The sequence below is a fragment of the Micromonospora sp. NPDC050695 genome (genome assembly GCF_040654415.1).
Classification (GTDB): Bacteria; Actinomycetota; Actinomycetes; order Mycobacteriales; family Micromonosporaceae; genus Micromonospora.
The window spans coordinates 25,624-44,545 of the sequence record NZ_JBFAHZ010000016.1 but is presented as its reverse complement, the minus strand read 5'-3'; the positions used below and the strand labels follow the sequence as shown (position 1 = coordinate 44,545).

Here is an 18,922-nt window from a genome sequence, read left to right as displayed (position 1 = left end):
GGCCCTTTCGGGTGAAGCGACAGCTCAGGAGGCGAAGAACGCCCGGGGGTCGGCCACCAGCACACCGTGCTCGGTGAGCCGCTCGATCAGACCCGACGGCGAGGCGTCGTAGACGATCGCGAGCGCCCGCAGGTCGTCGGCACGGATGGAGAGCACCCGCCCGTTGTAGTCACCGCGCTGTTGCTGGATCGCGCGGGCGTAGCGGGCGACGTAGGCCAGGTCCTCGGAGGCCTCGTCGTAGAGCCGCTCCAGGTCCAGGACGATCTTGCTGGTGGGCTCGTGCCGGACACCACTGCCGTCGGGCAGCAGCTCCGAGACGGGGACACGATAGAACTCGGCCAGCTCGGCCAGACGGGACACCGTCACGGCCCGGTCGCCACGCTCGTACGAGCCGACCACCACGGCCTTCCACCGCCCGTTCGACTTCTCCTCCACACCCTGCAGGGAGAGACCCTGCTGTTGGCGGATGGAGCGCAGGCGGGCGCCCAGAGACTTGGCGTATTCAGAGGGCATTCGGACACTCCCAGTGCTGCTCGGGGTTCTCCCGTCGATCGCTACGGAGCGTGACGGTACGGGGATTGCGACACCTGGTCAAGTGGTCGTGACCTTACCGTTGGGGAGTACCGGGGGAGTTTATCCCCATTTCGTCGGCCTGATCCGGTGGTCAGCGGCCGCCGTCCATCGGCCCGGTGACCACTGGTAACGTGGCGTGAAGCCCCGGTCAGGTCGCTGCGCGGTCCGGCCGGAGGTGCCCGACATCCTTTAACGACCCGTCCCGTGAGGCGGGGAAGGAGGTCCGCCGTGGCATACCCACCGGCTGCCCGCTCGTCACCACCGCGACAACCCTCGGTGAAGGTGATCCTCGCCAGCGCCGACGTGCAACGCGTGGTCGACCGCATCGCCCACCAGATCCTGGAGAAGACCCAGGGTGCCGCCGACACGGTGCTGCTGGGCATCCCCACCCGGGGCGCCCCCCTCGCGCGGCGGCTCGCCTCCCGGATCAGCACCTTCGAGGACATCGCCGTACCGGTCGGTGTGCTCGACATCACGCTCTACCGCGACGACCTCCGCCGGCACGCCACCCGCGCGATCGGCCCGACCCAGGTGCCCACCGGCGGCATCGACGGCAAGCGGGTCATCCTCGTCGACGACGTGCTCTTCTCCGGCCGCACCGTGCGGGCCGCGCTCGACGCGCTCAACGACGTGGGCCGCCCGGCGTCCGTGCAACTCGCCGTCCTGGTCGACCGGGGGCACCGGGAGTTGCCGATCCGCGCCGACTACGTCGGCAAGAACATCCCGACCTCGCTCGCGGAGAGCGTGAAGGTGACGCTCGCGGAGACCGACGGCGCCGACGAGGTCAAGCTGTACGGGGGGACACGGTGAGCGCGAGGAGTGCAGCGAAGCGGAGCCCCGCAGTCGCGAACGAAAGGCAGGCGCTGCTTCCATGATCAAGCATCTGCTCTCCGGCGGGGACCTGGACGCCGACGCCGCCACCGAGATCCTGGACACCGCCGCCGAGATGGCCACGGTCGCCGGCCGCGAGATCAAGAAACTGCCCGCGCTGCGCGGCCGGACGGTGGTGAACCTCTTCTACGAGGACTCCACCCGCACCCGGATCTCCTTCGAGGCGGCGGCCAAGCGCCTCAGCGCCGATGTGATCAACTTTTCCGCGAAGGGGTCCAGCGTCACCAAGGGCGAGAGCCTGAAGGACACCGCGCTGACCCTGCAGGCCATGGGCGCCGACGCGGTGGTCGTCCGGCACCCCGCCTCCGGCGCGCCGCACCGCCTGGCCAACTGGGTCGACGGGTCGGTGGTCAACGCCGGCGACGGCACCCACGAGCACCCCACCCAGGCGCTGCTCGACGCGTACACCATGCGGTCCCGGCTGGGCCGGCTCGCCGGCCTGTCGGTCGCGGTGGTCGGGGACGTGCTGCACTCCCGGGTGGCCCGCTCCAACGTGCTGCTGCTGTCCACCCTCGGCGCCAAGGTCACCCTGGTCGGCCCGCCCACCCTCATCCCGGTCGACATCGCCGCGGCGCTCGCCCCCGGCACGGACGTCTCCTACGACCTCGACTCGGTGCTGCCGAACGTGGACGTGGTGATGATGCTGCGGGTGCAGCGGGAGCGGATGAACGACTCCTACTTTCCCTCCGCGCGCGAGTACGCCCGCCGTTACGGGCTGGACGGCCCGCGGATGCGCCGCCTGCCCGAGCACGCCATCGTCATGCACCCCGGCCCGATGAACCGGGGCATGGAGATCACCCCCGAGGTGGCCGACTCACCCCGATCCACCATCGTCGAACAGGTCACCAACGGTGTCTCCGTGCGGATGGCTGTTCTTTACCTGCTGCTCGGAGGGAACAACCGGTGACCGCGTACCTGATCACCAACGTGAGCGTCGTCGGCGCCGCGCCGACCGACCTGCTGATCCGCGACGGCGTCGTCGCCGAGGTCGGCCCCGGCCTGACCGCGCCGGACGCCACCGCCATCGACGGCACCGGCCTGGTCGCCCTGCCCGGTCTCGTCGACCTGCACACCCACCTGCGCGAGCCCGGTCGGGAGGACGCCGAGACCGTCGAGTCCGGCTCGCGCGCGGCGGCGTTGGGCGGCTACACCGCGGTCTGCGCGATGGCGAACACCTCGCCGGTCGCGGACACCGCCGGCGTGGTCGAGCAGGTCTGGCGACTCGGCCGCGAGGCCGCCCTGGTGGACGTGCAGCCGATCGGCGCGGTCACCGTCGGGCTGGCCGGCGAGCGGCTGGCCGAACTGGGCGCGATGGCCGACTCGACGGCCCGGGTGCGGATCTTCTCCGACGACGGGCACTGCGTCGCCGACCCGAAGCTGATGCGCCGCGCCCTGGAGTACGTCAAGGCGTTCGACGGGATCATCGCCCAGCACGCCGAGGAGCCGCGCCTCACCGAGGGTGCCCAGATGCACGAGGGCGAGGTCTCCACCCGCCTCGGGCTGATCGGCTGGCCGGCGGTCGCCGAGGAGGCGATCATCGCCCGGGACGTGCTGCTCGCCGAGCACGTGGGCAGCCGCCTGCACGTCTGCCACGTCTCCACCGCCGGCAGCGTCGAGGTGCTGCGCCAGGCGAAGGCCCGCGGTGTACGCGTCACCGCCGAGGTCACCCCGCACCACCTGCTGCTCACCGACGAGCGGGCGGAGACCTACGACCCGGTCTTCAAGGTCAACCCGCCGTTGCGGACGGCCGCGGACATCGCCGCGCTGCGTGCCGCGCTCGCCGACGGGGTGCTCGACGCGATCGCCACCGACCACGCCCCGCACGCCGTGGAGGACAAGGAGTGCGAGTGGGCGTACGCCCGGCCGGGCATGCTCGGCCTGGAGACGGCCCTCTCCATCGCGCTCGACGTGCTCGGCCCCGAGTGGGACCTGATCGCCGAGCGGATGTCACGGACTCCCGCCCGGATCGCCGGGTTGACCGGGCACGGCATCGACCCGGCGCCCGGTGTGCCGGCCAACCTGACCCTGATCGACCCGGCCGCCCGCCGCACCATCGAGCCGGCGGAGCTGGCCAGCCGCAGTCGCAACACCCCGTATGCCCGCATGACGCTGCCAGGTCGCATCGTGGCGACCTTCCTGCGCGGCGAGCCGACGGTTCTGGACGGAAAGGCTGTCAAGTAATGGTCAAGCGCAGGCCCGCGATTCTCGTCCTCGAGGACGGGCGCACCTTCCCCGGTGAGGCGTACGGAAGTGTCGGGGAGACCTTCGGCGAGGCGGTGTTCAACACCGGCATGACCGGTTACCAGGAGACGCTGACCGACCCGTCCTACCACCGGCAGGTGGTGGTGCAGACCGCGCCGCACATCGGCAACACCGGCGTCAACGGCGAGGACGACGAGTCCGGCCGGATCTGGGTGGCCGGCTATGTCGTGCGCGACCCGGCCCGGATCGGCTCGAACTGGCGGGCCACCGGCGGTCTCGAGGACCGCCTCGCCACCGAGGGTGTGGTGGGCATCAGCGGGGTGGACACCCGGGCACTGACCCGGCACCTGCGGGAGCGGGGCGCCATGCGGGTCGGTATCTCCAGCGTGGACAACGATCCGCAGAGCCTGCTGGCCCGGGTCCGGCAGGCGCCGCAGATGGTCGGCGCGGACCTGTCCGCCGAGGTGACCACTTCCCGGCCGTACGTCGTCGAGGCCCTCGGCGAGCACCGGTTCACCGTGGCGGCGCTCGACCTGGGCATCAAGCGCAACGTGCCGCGCCGGCTGGCCGCGCGCGGGGTGACCACCCACGTGCTGCCCGCCGGGTCGAGCATCGACCAGATGCTCGCCACCGGGGCCGACGCGATCTTCCTGTCGCCCGGTCCGGGTGACCCGGCCACCGCCGACGCGCCGGTGGCGTTGGCGCGGGAGGCGCTGCGGCGGGAGGTGCCGCTGTTCGGCATCTGCTTCGGCAGCCAGATCCTCGGCCGGGCGCTCGGCTTCGGCACGTACAAGCTGGGCTACGGCCACCGGGGCATCAACCAGCCGGTGCTCGACCGGGTCACCGGCAAGGTCGAGGTGACCAGCCACAACCACGGCTTCGCCGTTCAGGTGCCGGGTGCGGGCGACGGCGCGGTGGTGCCCGACCAGGTGATCGAGACCGAGTTCGGCGGCGTTCAGGTGTCGCACGTCTGCCTCAATGACAACGTGGTCGAGGGGCTGCGGGCGAAGGACGTGCCCGCCTTCACCGTCCAGTACCACCCGGAGGCAGCGGCCGGCCCGCACGACGCGGACTACCTGTTCGACCGCTTCGCGGAACTGATCGAAGGCGGAAAGTAATGCCCAAGCGCACTGATCTCAAGCACATCCTGGTGATCGGCTCCGGGCCGATCGTCATCGGGCAGGCCTGCGAGTTCGACTACTCCGGCACCCAGGCGTGCCGGGTGCTGCGCAGCGAGGGGATCCGGGTCAGCCTGGTCAACTCCAACCCGGCGACGATCATGACCGACCCGGAGTTCGCCGACGCCACGTACGTCGAGCCGATCACCCCGGAGTTCGTCGAGCTGGTCATCGCCAAGGAGCGTCCGGACGCGATCCTGCCGACCCTCGGCGGGCAGACCGCGCTGAACACGGCGGTCGCCCTGCACGAGGCCGGCGTCCTGGAGAAGTACGGCGTCGAGTTGATCGGCGCGAACATCGACGCGATCAACCGCGGCGAGGACCGACAGCTGTTCAAGGAGATCGTGGCGAAGGCCGGCGTCCGGCTGGGCGTCGAGGACCCGACCGGCCTGGTGCCGCGCTCCCGGGTCTGCCACACCATGGACGAGGTCGAGGCCACCGTCGCCGAGCTGGGCCTGCCGGTGGTGATCCGGCCGTCGTTCACCATGGGCGGCCTGGGCTCCGGCATGGCGCACACCCCGGAGGACCTGGCCCGCATCGCCGGCGACGGCCTGTCCGCCAGCCCGGTGCACGAGGTGCTCATCGAGGAGAGCGTGCTCGGCTGGAAGGAGTACGAGCTCGAGCTGATGCGCGACCGGCACGACAACGTCGTGGTGGTCTGCTCGATCGAGAACATCGACCCGATGGGCGTGCACACCGGCGACAGCGTCACCGTGGCCCCGGCCATGACGCTCACCGACCGGGAGTATCAGCGCCTGCGGGACCTGGGCATCGCGGTGCTGCGCGAGGTCGGCGTGGACACCGGGGGCTGCAACATCCAGTTCGCGGTCAACCCGGTCGACGGCCGGATCGTCGTGATCGAGATGAACCCCCGGGTGTCGCGCTCCTCGGCGCTGGCCTCCAAGGCGACCGGCTTCCCGATCGCGAAGATCGCCGCGAAGCTGGCCATCGGCTACACCCTCGACGAGATCCCCAACGACATCACGTTGAAGACCCCGGCGGCGTTCGAGCCGACCCTGGACTACGTGGTGGTGAAGATCCCGCGCTTCGCGTTCGAGAAGTTCCCCGGCGCGGACCCGGAGCTGACCACCACGATGAAGTCGGTGGGCGAGGCGATGAGCCTCGGGCGCAACTTCACCGAGGCGCTGAACAAGGCGATGCGGTCGATGGAAACCAAGGAGGCCGGCTTCTGGACGCAGCCGGACCCGCAGGGCGTCACCCTGGCCGACACCCTCGCCGCGCTGCGGATCCCGCATGACGGCCGGCTCTACACCGTCGAGCGGGCCCTGCGACTCGGCGCGTCGATCGCCGAGGTCGCCGAGGCGTCCGGTGGGATCGACCCCTGGTTCCTCGACCAGATCGTCGCGCTGATCGAGTTGCGCGCGGAGATCGTGGCCGCCCCGGTGCTCGACGCCGAGCTGCTGCGCGTGGCCAAGCGGGCCGGTCTGTCCGACCGGCAGCTCGCCGCGCTGCGTCCGGAACTGGCCGCCGAGGACGGGGTACGCACCCTGCGACACCGCCTCGACGTGCGCCCGGTCTACAAGACGGTGGACACCTGCGCGGCCGAGTTCGAGGCGACCACGCCGTACCACTACTCGTCGTACGACCTGGAGACCGAGGTCGTGCCGTCGGACCGGCCGAAGGTGTTGATCCTGGGCTCCGGGCCGAACCGGATCGGGCAGGGCATCGAGTTCGACTACTCGTGCGTGCACGCGGTGCAGGCGCTGCGGGCGGCCGGCTACGAGACCGTCATGGTCAACTGCAACCCGGAGACCGTCTCCACCGACTACGACACCGCCGACCGGCTCTACTTCGAGCCGCTGACCTTCGAGGACGTGCTGGAGGTCTGGCACGCGGAGGAGTCGTCCGGCCGGGCGGCCGGCGGGCCGGGCGTGGTCGGGGTGGTCGTGCAGCTCGGCGGGCAGACCCCGCTGGGGTTGGCGCAGCGGCTCAAGAACGCCGGCGTGCCGATCGTCGGCACCTCCCCGGAGTCGATCCACCTCGCCGAGGAGCGGGGCGCGTTCGGCGCGGTGCTGGTCCGGGCCGGACTGCGCGCTCCGGCGCACGGCATGGCCACCTCCTACGACGAGGCCAAGACGATCGCCGACGAGATCGGCTACCCGGTGCTGGTCCGGCCGTCGTACGTGCTGGGCGGGCGGGGCATGGAGATCGTCTACGACGACCCGACGCTGCGTGACTACATCGGCCGGGCGACCGACATCTCGCCGGATCACCCGGTGCTGGTGGACCGCTTCCTGGACGATGCCATCGAGATCGACGTGGACGCGCTCTGCGACGCCGACGGCGAGGTCTACATCGGCGGCGTGATGGAGCACATCGAGGAGGCCGGCATCCACTCCGGCGACTCGTCCTGCGCGCTGCCGCCGATCACCCTGGCGGGCTCGCACCTGGCCGAGGTCCGCCGCTACACCGAGGCCATCGCCCGTGGCGTCGGCGTCCGGGGTCTGCTCAACGTGCAGTACGCCCTCAAGGACGACGTGCTCTACGTCCTGGAGGCCAACCCGCGGGCGTCGCGGACGGTGCCGTTCGTCTCCAAGGCCACGGCGGTGCCGCTGGCCAAGGCGGCGGCCCGGATCGCGCTCGGCGCGAGCATCGCCCAGTTGCGCGCCGAGGGCCTGCTGCCCGCGACCGGGGACGGGGGCACGATGCCCGCCGACGCGCCGATCGCGGTCAAGGAGGCGGTGCTGCCGTTCAAGCGCTTCCGGACCCGCGCCGGCAAGGGGATCGACTCGCTGCTCGGCCCGGAGATGAAGTCGACGGGCGAGGTGATGGGCATCGACACCAACTTCGGGCACGCCTTCGCCAAGAGCCAGTCGGCCGCGTACGGGTCGCTGCCGACCACCGGGAAGATCTTCGTCTCGGTGGCCAACCGGGACAAGCGCGGCATGATCTTCCCGATCAAGCGGTTGGCCGATCTGGGCTTCGAGATCGTGGCGACCGCCGGCACCGCCGAGGTGCTGCGCCGGCACGGCATCGCCTGCGAGCAGATCCGCAAGCACTACCAGGCCGGTGAGGGGGACGACGCGGTGTCGCTGATCCTCGGCGGCGACGTGGCGCTGGTGATCAACACGCCGCAGGGCTCGGGGGCCAGCGCCCGCTCCGACGGCTACGAGATCCGCAGCGCGGCCGTCACCGCGGACATCCCCTGCATCACCACGGTCCCCGGCGCCGCCGCGGCGGTGATGGGCATCGAGGCGCGCATTCGCGGCGACATGCAGGTCCGCCCCCTGCAGGACCTGCACGCCACCCTGCGGGCGGCCCAGTGACCCTGTTCGAGCGGGCGGTTCGGCCCTGGTTGTTCCGGCTCGGCGGTGGGGACGCCGAGGCCGCGCACGAGTGGACGCTGCGGCGGTTGTCCGGGCTGTCCCGCAGTCCGGTGGCGCTCGCCGCCCTGCGGGCCCGCTACGCGGTGCGGGCACCGCGCACGGTGTTCGGCGTGCGGTTCCCCAATCCGGTCGGGCTGGCCGCCGGCATGGACAAGGACGGCGCGGCGCTGCCGGCCTGGCCGGCGCTCGGGTTCGGCTTCGTCGAGGTCGGCACGGTCACCGCGCACGCCCAGCCGGGCAATCCCCGGCCCCGGCTGTTCCGGCTGCCGGCCAGCGAGGCGGTGGTCAACCGGATGGGCTTCAACAACGCCGGGGCCGCCGCGCTGGCCGCCCGGCTGGCGGCGCTGCCGCGCCCGCTCGGGGTGCCGCTGGGCATCTCGCTGGGCAAGTCCAAGGTGACCCCGCTCGACGAGGCGGTCGAGGACTACCTCGCCTCGTACCGGGCGTTGCGCGCGCACGGCGACTACTTCGCGGTGAACGTCTCCTCGCCGAACACCCCGGGTCTGCGGTCCCTGCAGGACCGCACGCACCTGGACGCGCTGCTCGGCGCGCTGGTGGGGGAGAAGCCGGTACTGGTCAAGATCGCACCGGACCTGACCGAGGCGGCGATCGCCGAGCTGCTGGAGGTCTGCCTGGCGCGGGGTGCGGCCGGGGTGATCGCCACCAACACGACGCTGTCCCGCGAGGGGCTCGCCGTCGGTGACGCCGAGCGCGGCGCGCAGGCCGGTGGTCTGTCCGGCCGGCCGTTGACCGGGCGTGCCCGCGACGTGGTCGCCTTCGTGCACCGCGAGACCGGCGGCCGGCTGCCGATCATCGGGGTCGGCGGGGTGCTGGACCCGGACGACGCGGCGCGGATGTTCGACGCCGGCGCCGCCCTGGTGCAGCTCTACACCGGATTCATCTACCGGGGTCCGGCTCTGGTCCGCGCAGCCGCCCGCACGACGGCCACAGCCCTGGCACCGGAACCGGTCGCCGGCCGGTGATCGGCCCCGGCCCGGTGCTGGTCCAGCCCTGCGCCGGGCCGGCTCTGCGCCGGGGTGCCCACCCGCTCCGCTGTCCGTTTGCTCTGCTTCAACCCACGCAACGGCCGGCGTCCGGTATCCGGACACCAGGCGTTGCCTCCGTTGAAGCAGAGCAAAGGCGCAGAGGGAGGGGCTCGACCGGCCGCCTGACGACCGCCGCGCGGCCCGTCCGTGCCTGGAAGGAGTACGCGTGACACCCGAGGAGATCCTGGCCGCGGACCGGGCGCACGTCTGGCATCCGTACGCGGCGCTGCCGCCGGCGACCCAGCCGTACGTGGTGCGCGGCGCCGAGGGGGTACGGCTGACCCTGGCCGACGGGCGGGAGCTGGTGGACGGGATGTCGTCCTGGTGGGCGGCGATCCACGGCTACCGGCACCCGGTGCTGGACGCGGCGGTGACCGACCAGCTCGGCCGGATGAGTCACGTGATGTTCGGCGGGCTCACTCACGAGCCCGCCGTCCAGCTGGCCCGCACGCTGGTCGAGCTGACCCCGGACGGCCTGGAGCACGTCTTCCTGGCTGACTCCGGCTCGGTCAGCGTCGAGGTGGCGGTGAAGATGTGCCTGCAGTACCAACGCGCCGTCGGCCGGCCGCAGCGGCGCCGCCTGGCGACCTGGCGGGGCGGCTACCACGGCGACACGTTCCACCCGATGAGCGTCTGCGACCCGGAGGGCGGGATGCACCACCTGTGGGGTGACGTGCTGCCGCGGCAGGTCTTCGCACCGGTCCCGCCGGGCGGCTTCACCGATCCGCCCGACGAGGCGTACGTGGCGGCGCTGGTGGACGCGGTCGAGCGGCACGCCGACGAGCTGGCCGCGGTGATCGTGGAGCCGGTCGTGCAGGGCGCCGGCGGGATGCGCTTTCACCATCCGGCATACCTGCGGGTCCTGCGCGAGGTGACCCGGGCGCACGGAATCCTGCTGATCTTCGACGAGATCGCCACCGGCTTCGGTCGAACCGGGCGCATGTTCGCCGCCGAGCACGCCGGGGTCAGCCCGGACGTGCTGTGCGTGGGCAAGGCCCTCACCGGCGGCTACCTGACCCTGGCGGCGACACTGTGCACCCCGGAGGTCGCCCGGGGCATCTCCGCGGCCGGCGTGCTCGCGCACGGGCCCACGTTCATGGGCAACCCCCTGGCCTGCGCGGTGGCCAACGCCTCCATCGGGCTGCTGCGGGCCGGGGACTGGGCGGGGCAGGTCGCCAGGATCGCCGCCGGCCTGCGCGCCGGTCTGGAGCCCCTGCGCGGCGCGCCCGGCGTCGCCGACGTGCGGGTGCTCGGCGCGATCGGCGTCGTCCAGCTCGATCACGAGGTCGACATCGGCGCGGCCACCGCGGCGGCGGCCGGGCAGGGGGTGTGGCTGCGGCCGTTCCGCGACCTGATCTACACGATGCCGCCGTACGTCACCGACGACGCCGACCTGGCCCGGATCGCGTCCGGCGTGGCGGCGGCGGTGGTGGCCGGCTGAGCCGGCCGCCGGCAACGGGTACCCCGGAGGGCGGGTCCGCCACCCGGGACGAGGAGAGAGGGAGTACGCCGATGGAGAGCTTCGGAACCCGGCTGCACCGGGCGGTCACCGAGCGGGGGCCGCTCTGCGTGGGCATCGACCCGCATCCCGGTCTGCTGGCTCGGTGGGGTCTCGACGACGACGTCGCGGGTCTTGACCGGTTCACCCAAACCGTCGTGGAAGCGCTCGGTGACCGGGTTGCGGTGGTGAAGCCTCAGTCGGCCTTTTTCGAGCGTTTCGGATCCCGCGGTGTGGCGATTCTTGAGTCAACTATCCGACAGTTACGCGATGCCGGTTCGCTCGTTCTGCTCGACGTCAAGCGCGGAGACATCGGCTCGACGGTGCGCGCGTACGCCTGCGCGTACCTTGATCCATCCAGCCCGTTGTATGTCGACGCGGTCACCGCGAGCCCTTACCTGGGAGTAGGTTCGCTGGCCCCGATGTTCGAGCTGGCCGCCGAGCACGGCGGCGGGGTCTTCGTGCTGGCCCTCACCTCCAACCCCGAGGGTGCCGCCGTGCAACGCGCCCGCACGGCCGACGGCCGCACCGTCGCGCAGACCGTGATCGACGAGATTTCCCAGCTCAACAAGGGTGCGACCCCCCTCGGCAGCTTCGGGTTGGTGGTCGGCGCGACCATCGGCGACACCGGTCACGACCTCTCCGGCGTGGGGGGTCCGCTGCTCGCGCCGGGGCTCGGCGCGCAGGGTGCCGGCGCGGCCGATCTGCGTACCGTCTTCGGTTCGAGCCTCGCCACGGTGCTCCCGTCGTACTCCCGGGAAGTGCTCTCCGCGGGCCCCGACGTCGCCGCGCTGCGGGCCGCCGCGGACCGGGTGCTGGGCGAGTGCCGGGCCGTTCTGGCTGCCCGTTGACTGACTGACGGCTCGGTCACTGTGCGGTGATCGTCGCGCGCCCACGTTGCCGAAAGCTCCGTTGACCGCTAGTTTTCCCCGCGCTGGGAACCACGGACCCCTTGGTTCACAGCGACACCACGTTTCACAGATGCGGCGGTGCGCCCCGCCCGCCGCGATAGGGACCTGAGGAGAACTGGTGCCGCTCCCGTCACTGACCCCCGAACAGCGCGCTGCCGCGCTCGAGAAGGCCGCGGAGATCCGCAAGGCCCGTGCCGAGCTGAAGGAGCAGCTCAAGCAGGGCAAGACCACCCTTGGCGCCGTCCTCGAGCGCGCCGAGAGCGACGACGTCGTGGGTAAGCTCAAGGTTTCGGCCGTCCTGCAGGCGATGCCGGGCATTGGCAAGATCCGGGCTACCCAGATCATGGAGAAGCTCAAGATCGCTGACAGCCGTCGCCTGCGTGGCCTCGGCGAGCAGCAGCGCAAGGCACTGCTTGGAGAGTTCGCCGCCAACTGAACCTGGCAGCGTGTAGAAACAAGCAGTGAGCACGGATGACGAGGCGCGCCCGGCGGCTCGGCTCACTGTCCTGGCTGGACCTTCGGGTTCCGGCAGGGAGAGTGTCGTCGAGCTCGTCCGGGCGCGTTCTCCGTTCGTGTGGATCCCGGTACCGGCCACCACCCGGCCGCGCCGGGAGCAGGAGGTCGACGGTGTCGACCGGGTCTTCCTCGCGCCGGCCGAGTTCGACCGGCGGGTGGCCGCGGGCGAGCTGCTGGAGTGGTCCAGGGCCGGCCCACACCACCGGGGTACGCCGTACCCGCCGCTGCGCGCCCGGCTCGACGCCGGGCAGCCGGTGCTGCTCCCGCTCGACCTGCGCGGCGCCCCGCTGGTCCGGGCGCGCCTGCCCGACGCCCGGCTGGTGCTGCTGAGCCCGCCCGGGAAGCGTCCCGACCCGGCCGTCGCGGCGAGCTTCGACCACGCCCTGACCCACGACCACACCGAGCGGGTCGTCGGCGAGCTGGTAGGCTTACTCGGTTCTTCTTATCCGGATCCGACCTGGTCGCGTGTGCGCGGCTGACGGTCGGCCGCCGTTGAGACTCAGCACCGCGTTCGCGCGGCTCGAAAGACGCAGAGGTTAATTCGTGGGATCCATCGCCAACCCCGAAGGCATCACCAACCCGCCGATCGACGAGCTCCTCGAGAAGACGACGTCGAAGTACGCGCTGGTCATCTTCGCCGCCAAGCGCGCGCGCCAGGTCAACGCCTACTACAGCCAGCTCGGTGAGGGCCTGCTGGAGTACGTCGGCCCGCTCGTCGAGACCACCCCCCAGGAGAAGCCCCTCTCCATCGCCATGCGCGAGATCAACGCGGGCCTGCTCACCGCCGAGCCGACCGACCAGCCGTAAGACCGCACCCGTCGATGTCCGCCTCGATCGTCCTCGGGGTCGGCGGCGGCATCGCCGCCTACAAGGCGTGTGAGCTGCTGCGGCTCTTCACCGAGTCGGGTCACCGGGTCCGCGTCGTACCGACCGCGTCGGCGCTCCGCTTCGTCGGAGCGCCGACCTGGGCGGCACTGTCCGGCCAGCCGGTCGCCGACGACGTCTGGTCCGACGTGCACGAGGTGCCGCACGTGCGCCTCGGCCAGCAGGCCGACCTGGTGGTGGTCGCGCCGACGACCACCGACCTGCTCGCCAAGGCCGCGCACGGGCTCGCCGACGACCTGCTGACCAACACGCTGCTGACCGCCCGCTGCCCGGTGGTGCTGGCTCCGGCCATGCACACCGAGATGTGGGAGCACCCGGCCACGGTGGCCAACGTCGCCACGCTGCGCTCCCGGGGGGTCCGGGTCATCGAGCCGGCCGTCGGGCGACTCACCGGCGCCGACAGCGGCAAGGGCCGGCTGCCCGACCCGGCGGAGATCTTCGCCGTCGCCCGTCGGGTCCTCGCCCGGGGTGACTCCGCCCCCGCCGACCTGGCCGGCCGGCGGGTGGTGGTCACCGCGGGCGGCACCCGCGAGCCCTTGGACCCGGTCCGCTTCCTCGGCAACCGGTCGTCGGGCAAGCAGGGCTACGCGTTCGCCCGCGCGGCGGTGGCCCGGGGCGCCCAGGTGACCCTGATCGCGGCCAACGTCTCCCTCGCCGCCCCCGCCGGGGTCGACCTGGTCCGTGTCGGCTCCACCGCCGAACTGCGCGACGCGACCGTCAAGGCCGCCGACGAGGCCGACGCGGTGGTGATGGCGGCGGCTCCGGCCGATTTCCGGCCGGCGACGTACGCGCCTGGCAAAATCAAGAAGTCGGACGACGGCGTCGCTCCCACCATCGAGCTGGTCACGAACCCGGACATCGCGGCGGAGCTCGGCCAGCGCAAACGACCGGAGCAGGTGCTGGTGGTGTTCGCCGCCGAGACCGGCGACGCCGAGGCCAACGGCCGGGCGAAACTCGCCCGGAAGCGGGCCGACCTGATCGTCGTCAACGAGGTCGGTCCGGATCTGGTCTTCGGCGCCGACACCAACACGGTGACGGTCATCGGCGCGGACGGCTCGGTCAGCCGACTGCCGGAGCAGGCCAAGGAGGACGTGGCCGACACCGTGTGGGATCTCGTCGTGGCGCGGCTGGCCGACCGCTCCTGACGAGTGGAACAAAGCACGACTGAACTCCACGCCCGCCGCAGTGGTGATTAGACTCCCGCGGAACGACATCACACGCTTAGGAGTGCCGTGACACGCCGCCTCTTCACGTCCGAATCGGTCACGGAAGGCCACCCGGACAAGATCGCCGACCAGATCAGCGATGGCATCCTCGACGCGCTGCTCGCCGAGGATCCGCACAGCCGGGTGGCGGTCGAGACCATGATCACCACCGGCCAGGTGCACATCGCCGGTGAGGTGACCACCAAGGCGTACGCCGACATCCCGACGATCGTCCGGCGGACCATCCTCGACATCGGCTACGACTCGTCGAAGAAGGGCTTCGACGGCGCCTCCTGCGGGGTCAGCGTCTCCATCGGCGCGCAGTCCGAGGACATCGCGCAGGGCGTGGACAACGCGTTCGAGCTGCGTACCGGCGCGTCGGAGAGCGCGCTGGACGCGCAGGGCGCCGGCGACCAGGGCATGATGTTCGGCTTCGCCTGCTCGGAGACGCCCGAGCTGATGCCGCTGCCGATCGCCCTGGCGCACCGTCTGGCCCGCCGGCTCGCCGCGGTCCGCAAGGACGGCACGATCCCGTACCTGCGGCCGGACGGCAAGACCCAGGTCACCATCGAGTACGAGGGGCTGCGCCCGGTCCGGCTGAACACGGTGGTCGTGTCCAGCCAGCACGCCGCGGACATCTCCCTGGACTCGCTGCTCACCCCGGACGTGCGCGACCACGTCATCGCCCCCGAGCTGGAGAGCCTCGGCCTGGACACCGACGGCTACCGGCTGTTGGTCAACCCGACCGGCCGGTTCGAGATCGGTGGCCCGATGGGTGACGCCGGGCTGACCGGCCGCAAGATCATCGTGGACACCTACGGCGGGTACGCCCGGCACGGCGGTGGCGCGTTCTCCGGCAAGGACCCGTCCAAGGTGGACCGGTCGGCCGCGTACGCGATGCGGTGGGTGGCCAAGAACGTGGTCGCCGCCGGCCTGGCCGAGCGGTGCGAGGCGCAGGTCGCCTACGCCATCGGCAAGGCGCACCCGGTGAGCCTGTTCATCGAGACGTTCGGCACCGAGACGGTGCCGGTCTCCTCGATCGAGAAGGCCGTCGCCGAGGTGTTCGACCTGCGCCCGGCCGCGATCATCCGGGACCTCAACCTGCTCCGCCCGATCTACCAGCAGACCGCCGCGTACGGCCACTTCGGCCGGGAGCTGCCGGACCTGACCTGGGAGAGCACCGACCGGGCCGCCGACCTCAAGTCGGCCGCGGGAGCCTGACCGCCACCAGGCGCAGCGACCGGCGACCCGCGGACGGGTCGCCGTTCGCGCGCGTCTGCGTGGACGTGCCACTGGCGCACCTGGACCGCCCGTTCGACTACCTGGTGCCGGCCGAGCTGGACGACGTGGCGGTGCCCGGCACCCGGGTGAAGGTGCGCTTCGCGGGGCAGCTCGTCGACGGGTGGCTGCTGTCCCGCGCCGACGACTCCGGGCACACCGGCCGCCTCGCTTACCTGGAGAAGGTGGTCTCCCCGGAGCCGGTGCTGGCGCCGGAGATCGCCCGGCTGGCCCGCGCGGTGGCCGACCGGTACGCGGGCAGCCTCGCCGACGTGCTCCGGCTCGCGGTGCCACCCCGGCACGCCCGGGTGGAGAAGGAGCCCCGCGACGACCAGCCCGCCCCCGGGGCCACCGCCGACGGCGCGGAGCGCGTCGACGCCGGGCCGCCGGTCACCGGGGCGGACGGTACGACCGCGCCCGTGGTAAGCGGTACGACCGTGCCCGGTGCGGACGGCCCGGCCGCGCCCGTGGTGGACCCGCGCGGGTGGCGGGACTACCCGACCGGCCCGGTCCTGCTGCGGGCGCTCACCGACGGCCGGGCGCCCCGCGCGGTCTGGTCGGCGTTGCCCGGCGAGGACTGGGCGGCCCGCTACGCCGACGCGGTCGCCGCGACGGTGGCCGGGGGACGCGGGGCCGTGGTGGTGGTGGCCGACGCCCGCGACCTCGACCGCCTCGACGCCGCGCTCACCGCCGTGCTCGGCTCGGGGCGGCACGTCAGCCTCTCCGCCGCGCTCGGGCCGGCCCGGCGCTACCGGGCCTTCCTCACCGCGCGGCGTGGGCAGGTACCGGTGGTGATCGGCACCCGGGCGGCGATGTTCGCCCCGGTGGACCGGCTCGGCCTGGTCGCCGTCTGGGATGACGGCGACGACCTGCACTCCGAGCCCCGGGCGCCCTATCCGCACGCCCGCGACGTGCTGCTCACCCGCGCCCAGCTCGCCGAGGCCGGCGCGCTGGTCGGCGGGTACGCCCGCACCGCCGAGGCGCAGCTGCTGCTGGAGACCGGCTGGGCCCGGGAGGTCGTCGCCGACCGGGCGACGGTGCGGGCCCGCGTTGCGGCCATCGCACCCACCGGCGACGATCCCCAGCTGGCGCGTGACCCGGGTGCGGCCACCGCCCGGCTGCCCAGCCTGGCCTGGACGGCCGCCCGGGACGCCATCCGGGCGGACCTGCCGGTGCTCGTTCAGGTGCCCCGGCGCGGCTACCTGCCGTCGATCTCCTGCGCCGACTGCCGCACCCCGGCGCGGTGCGCGCACTGCGCCGGCCCGCTCGCGCTGCCCTCGTCCGGTGGCACCCCGGCGTGCCGCTGGTGCGCCCGGGTGGCCGCCGCGTACGCCTGCCCGCAGTGCGATGGTCGGCGGCTGCGGGCCGCGGTGACCGGCGCCCGGCGTACCGCCGAGGAGCTGGGCCGGGCGTTCCCCGGCGTGCCCGTGCGCACCTCGGGGCGGGAGGAGGTGCTCACCGACGTGCCCGGCGGGGCGGCCCTGGTGGTGGCCACCCCGGGTGCCGAGCCGGTCGCCGAGGGCGGCTACGGCGCGGTGCTGCTGCTCGACTCGTGGGCCCTGCTGACCCGGGCCGACCTGCGTGCCGGCGAGGAGGCGCTGCGGCGCTGGCTGGCCGCCGCGGCGCTGGCCCGGCCGGCCCCGGCCGGCCGGGTGGTGGTCGTCGCCGACGGCGCGCTCGCCCCGGTGCAGGCGCTGCTGCGCTGGGACGCGGCCTGGTTCGCCGGCCGCGAGCTGGCCGAGCGCCGGGAGTTGGGCTTCCCTCCGGCGGTGCGGATGGCCAGCGTCACCGGCCCGGCCGAGGCGGTGGCCGACCTGCTCGCCGCCGCCCGGCTGCCCGCCGACGCCGAGGTGCTCGGGCCCGTGCCCGCCGACGAGGGGCGGGAGCGGATGCTGGTCCGGGTGCCCCGGGCGCGGGCCGCCGCGCTCGCCGAGGCGCTGCACTCGGCCGCCGGGGCGCGCGCCGCCCGCAAGGCCGCCGATCCGGTTCGTCTCCAGGTCGATCCGCTGAGCCTGTTCTGACCGGTTCGGCCGATGCCGGCGGCCCCCCCGACCTGGTCCGCGGTGGTGGCCCCCGCACACCGCGTCCGGCAAAGCGCTGGCGCCCGGGTGGTAGCATCGCCCGTCATGCCCGGGCGTACGACGGTTCCTGGTTGCGGTGCGGCGTCGGACACACCGAGCCGGAGCCGCCGCAGGACGGCGCGACGGTGGCGGGAACGCGTCGGTCGGACGCGAATGTCGATGATGTCAAACAGCCGGTTATCAGGGGTGGACCAGTCGTGACCGTTCGACAATCGATCGTCTTCAACGGCGACCTCGGCAGCGGCAAGAGCACCGTGTCGGTCGAGATCGCCAACCGGCTCGGCATGCGCCGGGTCAGCGTGGGTGATCTCTATCGGGAGATGGCCCAGCAGCGGCAGATGACCGCCCTGCAGCTCAACCTGCACGCCGAGCTGGACCAGGCCGTCGACGGCTACGTCGACCAGCTCCAGCGCGACATCGCCGCGTCCGGCGAGCGCCTCGTCATGGACTCCCGGCTGGCGTGGCACTTCTTCACCGACGCGCTCAAGGTGCACATGATCACCGAGCCGGGTGAGGCGGCCCGCCGGGTGCTGGCCCGCCCCTCCGGGCCGGCGGAGAGCTACGCCTCGCTGGAGGAGGCCAAGGCCAAGCTCCGCGAGCGCAGCGAGAGCGAGCGCAGCCGGTTCATCGTCCGCTACGGGGTGGACAAGGCGCGGCTGCGCAACTACGACCTGATCTGCGACACCACCCGGGCCTCGGCCGCCGAGGTGGTCGAGCACATCATCGCCGCGCACGAGGGGACGCTCGGCGCCGAGGTGCTGCGCGACGGCCCGCCGCTGCTGCTGCTGGACCCGGCCCGGGTCTACCCGACCGAGGACATCGCCACCCTGCGCGGACTGTGGGACACCGAGTTCGTCGGTGACGTGGCCGAGGCCGGTGACGAGGCCCTCGAACCGTTGAAGATCGGGTTCACCGGCGAGTACTTCTTCGTCGTGGACGGCCACCGCCGGCTCAGCGCAGCCCTGCAGAACGGCTTCTCCCTCGTCCCCGCCCAGCTCGTCGCGGAGGTCGACGAGCCGGTGGTGGGCGGCATGAGCGCCATCGACTACTTCGCCGCGCAGGTGCGCCCCGGCCTGGTCTACGACTGGGAGGCGGCTCACAAGATCCAGCTGCCGTTGCCGGAGCCCGCGCTGCTCGGTGGCGACGCGGTCCTGGCCGGGGATCCGGGCGTCAACGCCTGACCCCCTGGGCGGTCCCAGCCCTCGTCGTCGCGGCCTGTGGCCTGAGGGCTGAGGCCTGAGGCCTGAGGGCGGTGGCCTGCGGGCTGCCGGATGACGCCGGCACCGGGATGATGGAGCCTCCGACGCATCG

16 protein-coding genes are annotated in these 18,922 nt (G+C 72.7%); 15 read left to right on the top strand and 1 reads right to left on the bottom strand.

Annotated features, from left to right (window positions below; all coding sequences use genetic code 11):
• Window positions 1–24: 24 nt before the first annotated feature.
• On the bottom strand, window positions 25–513 hold the full coding sequence (locus AB0H52_RS15130) for a transcriptional regulator (protein ID WP_007458348.1): 489 nt from the start codon (window positions 511–513) through the stop codon (window positions 25–27).
• Between the two features lie 288 nt (window positions 514–801).
• Here AB0H52_RS15130 and pyrR point away from each other — a divergent pair, with 288 nt between their 5' ends.
• The 15 genes from pyrR to AB0H52_RS15055 all read left to right on the top strand — a co-directional run bounded on the left by pyrR (window position 802) and on the right by AB0H52_RS15055 (window position 18,792).
• Entirely contained in the window at window positions 802–1,383 is a 582-nt protein-coding gene (gene pyrR, locus AB0H52_RS15125; RefSeq protein ID WP_151487789.1) for a bifunctional pyr operon transcriptional regulator/uracil phosphoribosyltransferase PyrR, read from the top strand.
• A gap of 61 nt (window positions 1,384–1,444) precedes the next feature.
• Window positions 1,445–2,371 carry an aspartate carbamoyltransferase catalytic subunit gene (locus tag AB0H52_RS15120; RefSeq protein WP_357947925.1) on the top strand — a complete coding sequence of 309 codons (927 nt, stop codon included), beginning with the start codon at window positions 1,445–1,447 and terminating at the stop codon, window positions 2,369–2,371.
• Window positions 2,368–3,645 carry a dihydroorotase gene (locus AB0H52_RS15115; protein WP_151487787.1) on the top strand — a complete coding sequence of 426 codons (1,278 nt, stop codon included), beginning with the start codon at window positions 2,368–2,370 and terminating at the stop codon, window positions 3,643–3,645. The genes AB0H52_RS15120 and AB0H52_RS15115 overlap by 4 nt, the downstream gene beginning before the upstream one ends.
• Entirely contained in the window at window positions 3,645–4,784 is a 1,140-nt protein-coding gene (carA, locus tag AB0H52_RS15110) for a glutamine-hydrolyzing carbamoyl-phosphate synthase small subunit (protein ID WP_151487786.1), read from the top strand. Before AB0H52_RS15115 ends, carA begins: the two co-directional genes overlap by 1 nt.
• Window positions 4,784–8,131 carry a carbamoyl-phosphate synthase large subunit gene (gene carB / locus AB0H52_RS15105; RefSeq protein ID WP_357947921.1) on the top strand — a complete coding sequence of 1,116 codons (3,348 nt, stop codon included), beginning with the start codon at window positions 4,784–4,786 and terminating at the stop codon, window positions 8,129–8,131. Before carA ends, carB begins: the two co-directional genes overlap by 1 nt.
• A complete protein-coding gene (locus AB0H52_RS15100; protein WP_192580098.1) occupies window positions 8,128–9,174 on the top strand; it encodes a quinone-dependent dihydroorotate dehydrogenase in 1,047 nt (348 codons plus the stop codon). The genes carB and AB0H52_RS15100 overlap by 4 nt, the downstream gene beginning before the upstream one ends.
• A gap of 229 nt (window positions 9,175–9,403) precedes the next feature.
• A complete protein-coding gene (locus AB0H52_RS15095; protein WP_151487784.1) occupies window positions 9,404–10,678 on the top strand; it encodes an adenosylmethionine--8-amino-7-oxononanoate transaminase in 1,275 nt (424 codons plus the stop codon).
• 71 nt (window positions 10,679–10,749) lie between these two features.
• A complete protein-coding gene (gene pyrF / locus AB0H52_RS15090) occupies window positions 10,750–11,586 on the top strand; it encodes an orotidine-5'-phosphate decarboxylase (protein ID WP_151487783.1) in 837 nt (278 codons plus the stop codon).
• Window positions 11,587–11,764: 178 nt separating this feature from the next.
• Window positions 11,765–12,082 (top strand): integration host factor, actinobacterial type, encoded by a 318-nt coding sequence (gene mihF, locus AB0H52_RS15085; RefSeq protein WP_007458370.1) that lies wholly within the window; start codon window positions 11,765–11,767, stop codon window positions 12,080–12,082.
• Window positions 12,083–12,107: 25 nt separating this feature from the next.
• Window positions 12,108–12,641 carry a guanylate kinase gene (locus tag AB0H52_RS15080; RefSeq protein ID WP_151487782.1) on the top strand — a complete coding sequence of 178 codons (534 nt, stop codon included), beginning with the start codon at window positions 12,108–12,110 and terminating at the stop codon, window positions 12,639–12,641.
• A 64-nt stretch (window positions 12,642–12,705) separates the two neighbouring features.
• Complete coding sequence (rpoZ, locus tag AB0H52_RS15075; protein WP_007075826.1) at window positions 12,706–12,969, top strand: DNA-directed RNA polymerase subunit omega; 264 nt, start codon at window positions 12,706–12,708, stop codon at window positions 12,967–12,969.
• 14 nt (window positions 12,970–12,983) lie between these two features.
• Window positions 12,984–14,192, top strand: a complete 1,209-nt coding sequence (gene coaBC / locus AB0H52_RS15070; RefSeq protein ID WP_151487781.1) for a bifunctional phosphopantothenoylcysteine decarboxylase/phosphopantothenate--cysteine ligase CoaBC — start codon at window positions 12,984–12,986, stop codon at window positions 14,190–14,192.
• Window positions 14,193–14,279: 87 nt separating this feature from the next.
• Window positions 14,280–15,473 (top strand): methionine adenosyltransferase, encoded by a 1,194-nt coding sequence (gene metK / locus AB0H52_RS15065; RefSeq protein ID WP_151487780.1) that lies wholly within the window; start codon window positions 14,280–14,282, stop codon window positions 15,471–15,473.
• A 59-nt stretch (window positions 15,474–15,532) separates the two neighbouring features.
• On the top strand, window positions 15,533–17,551 hold the full coding sequence (locus AB0H52_RS15060) for a primosomal protein N' (RefSeq protein WP_357947915.1): 2,019 nt from the start codon (window positions 15,533–15,535) through the stop codon (window positions 17,549–17,551).
• 257 nt (window positions 17,552–17,808) lie between these two features.
• Window positions 17,809–18,792 carry an AAA family ATPase gene (locus AB0H52_RS15055; RefSeq protein ID WP_151487778.1) on the top strand — a complete coding sequence of 328 codons (984 nt, stop codon included), beginning with the start codon at window positions 17,809–17,811 and terminating at the stop codon, window positions 18,790–18,792.
• Window positions 18,793–18,922: the final 130 nt, after the last annotated feature.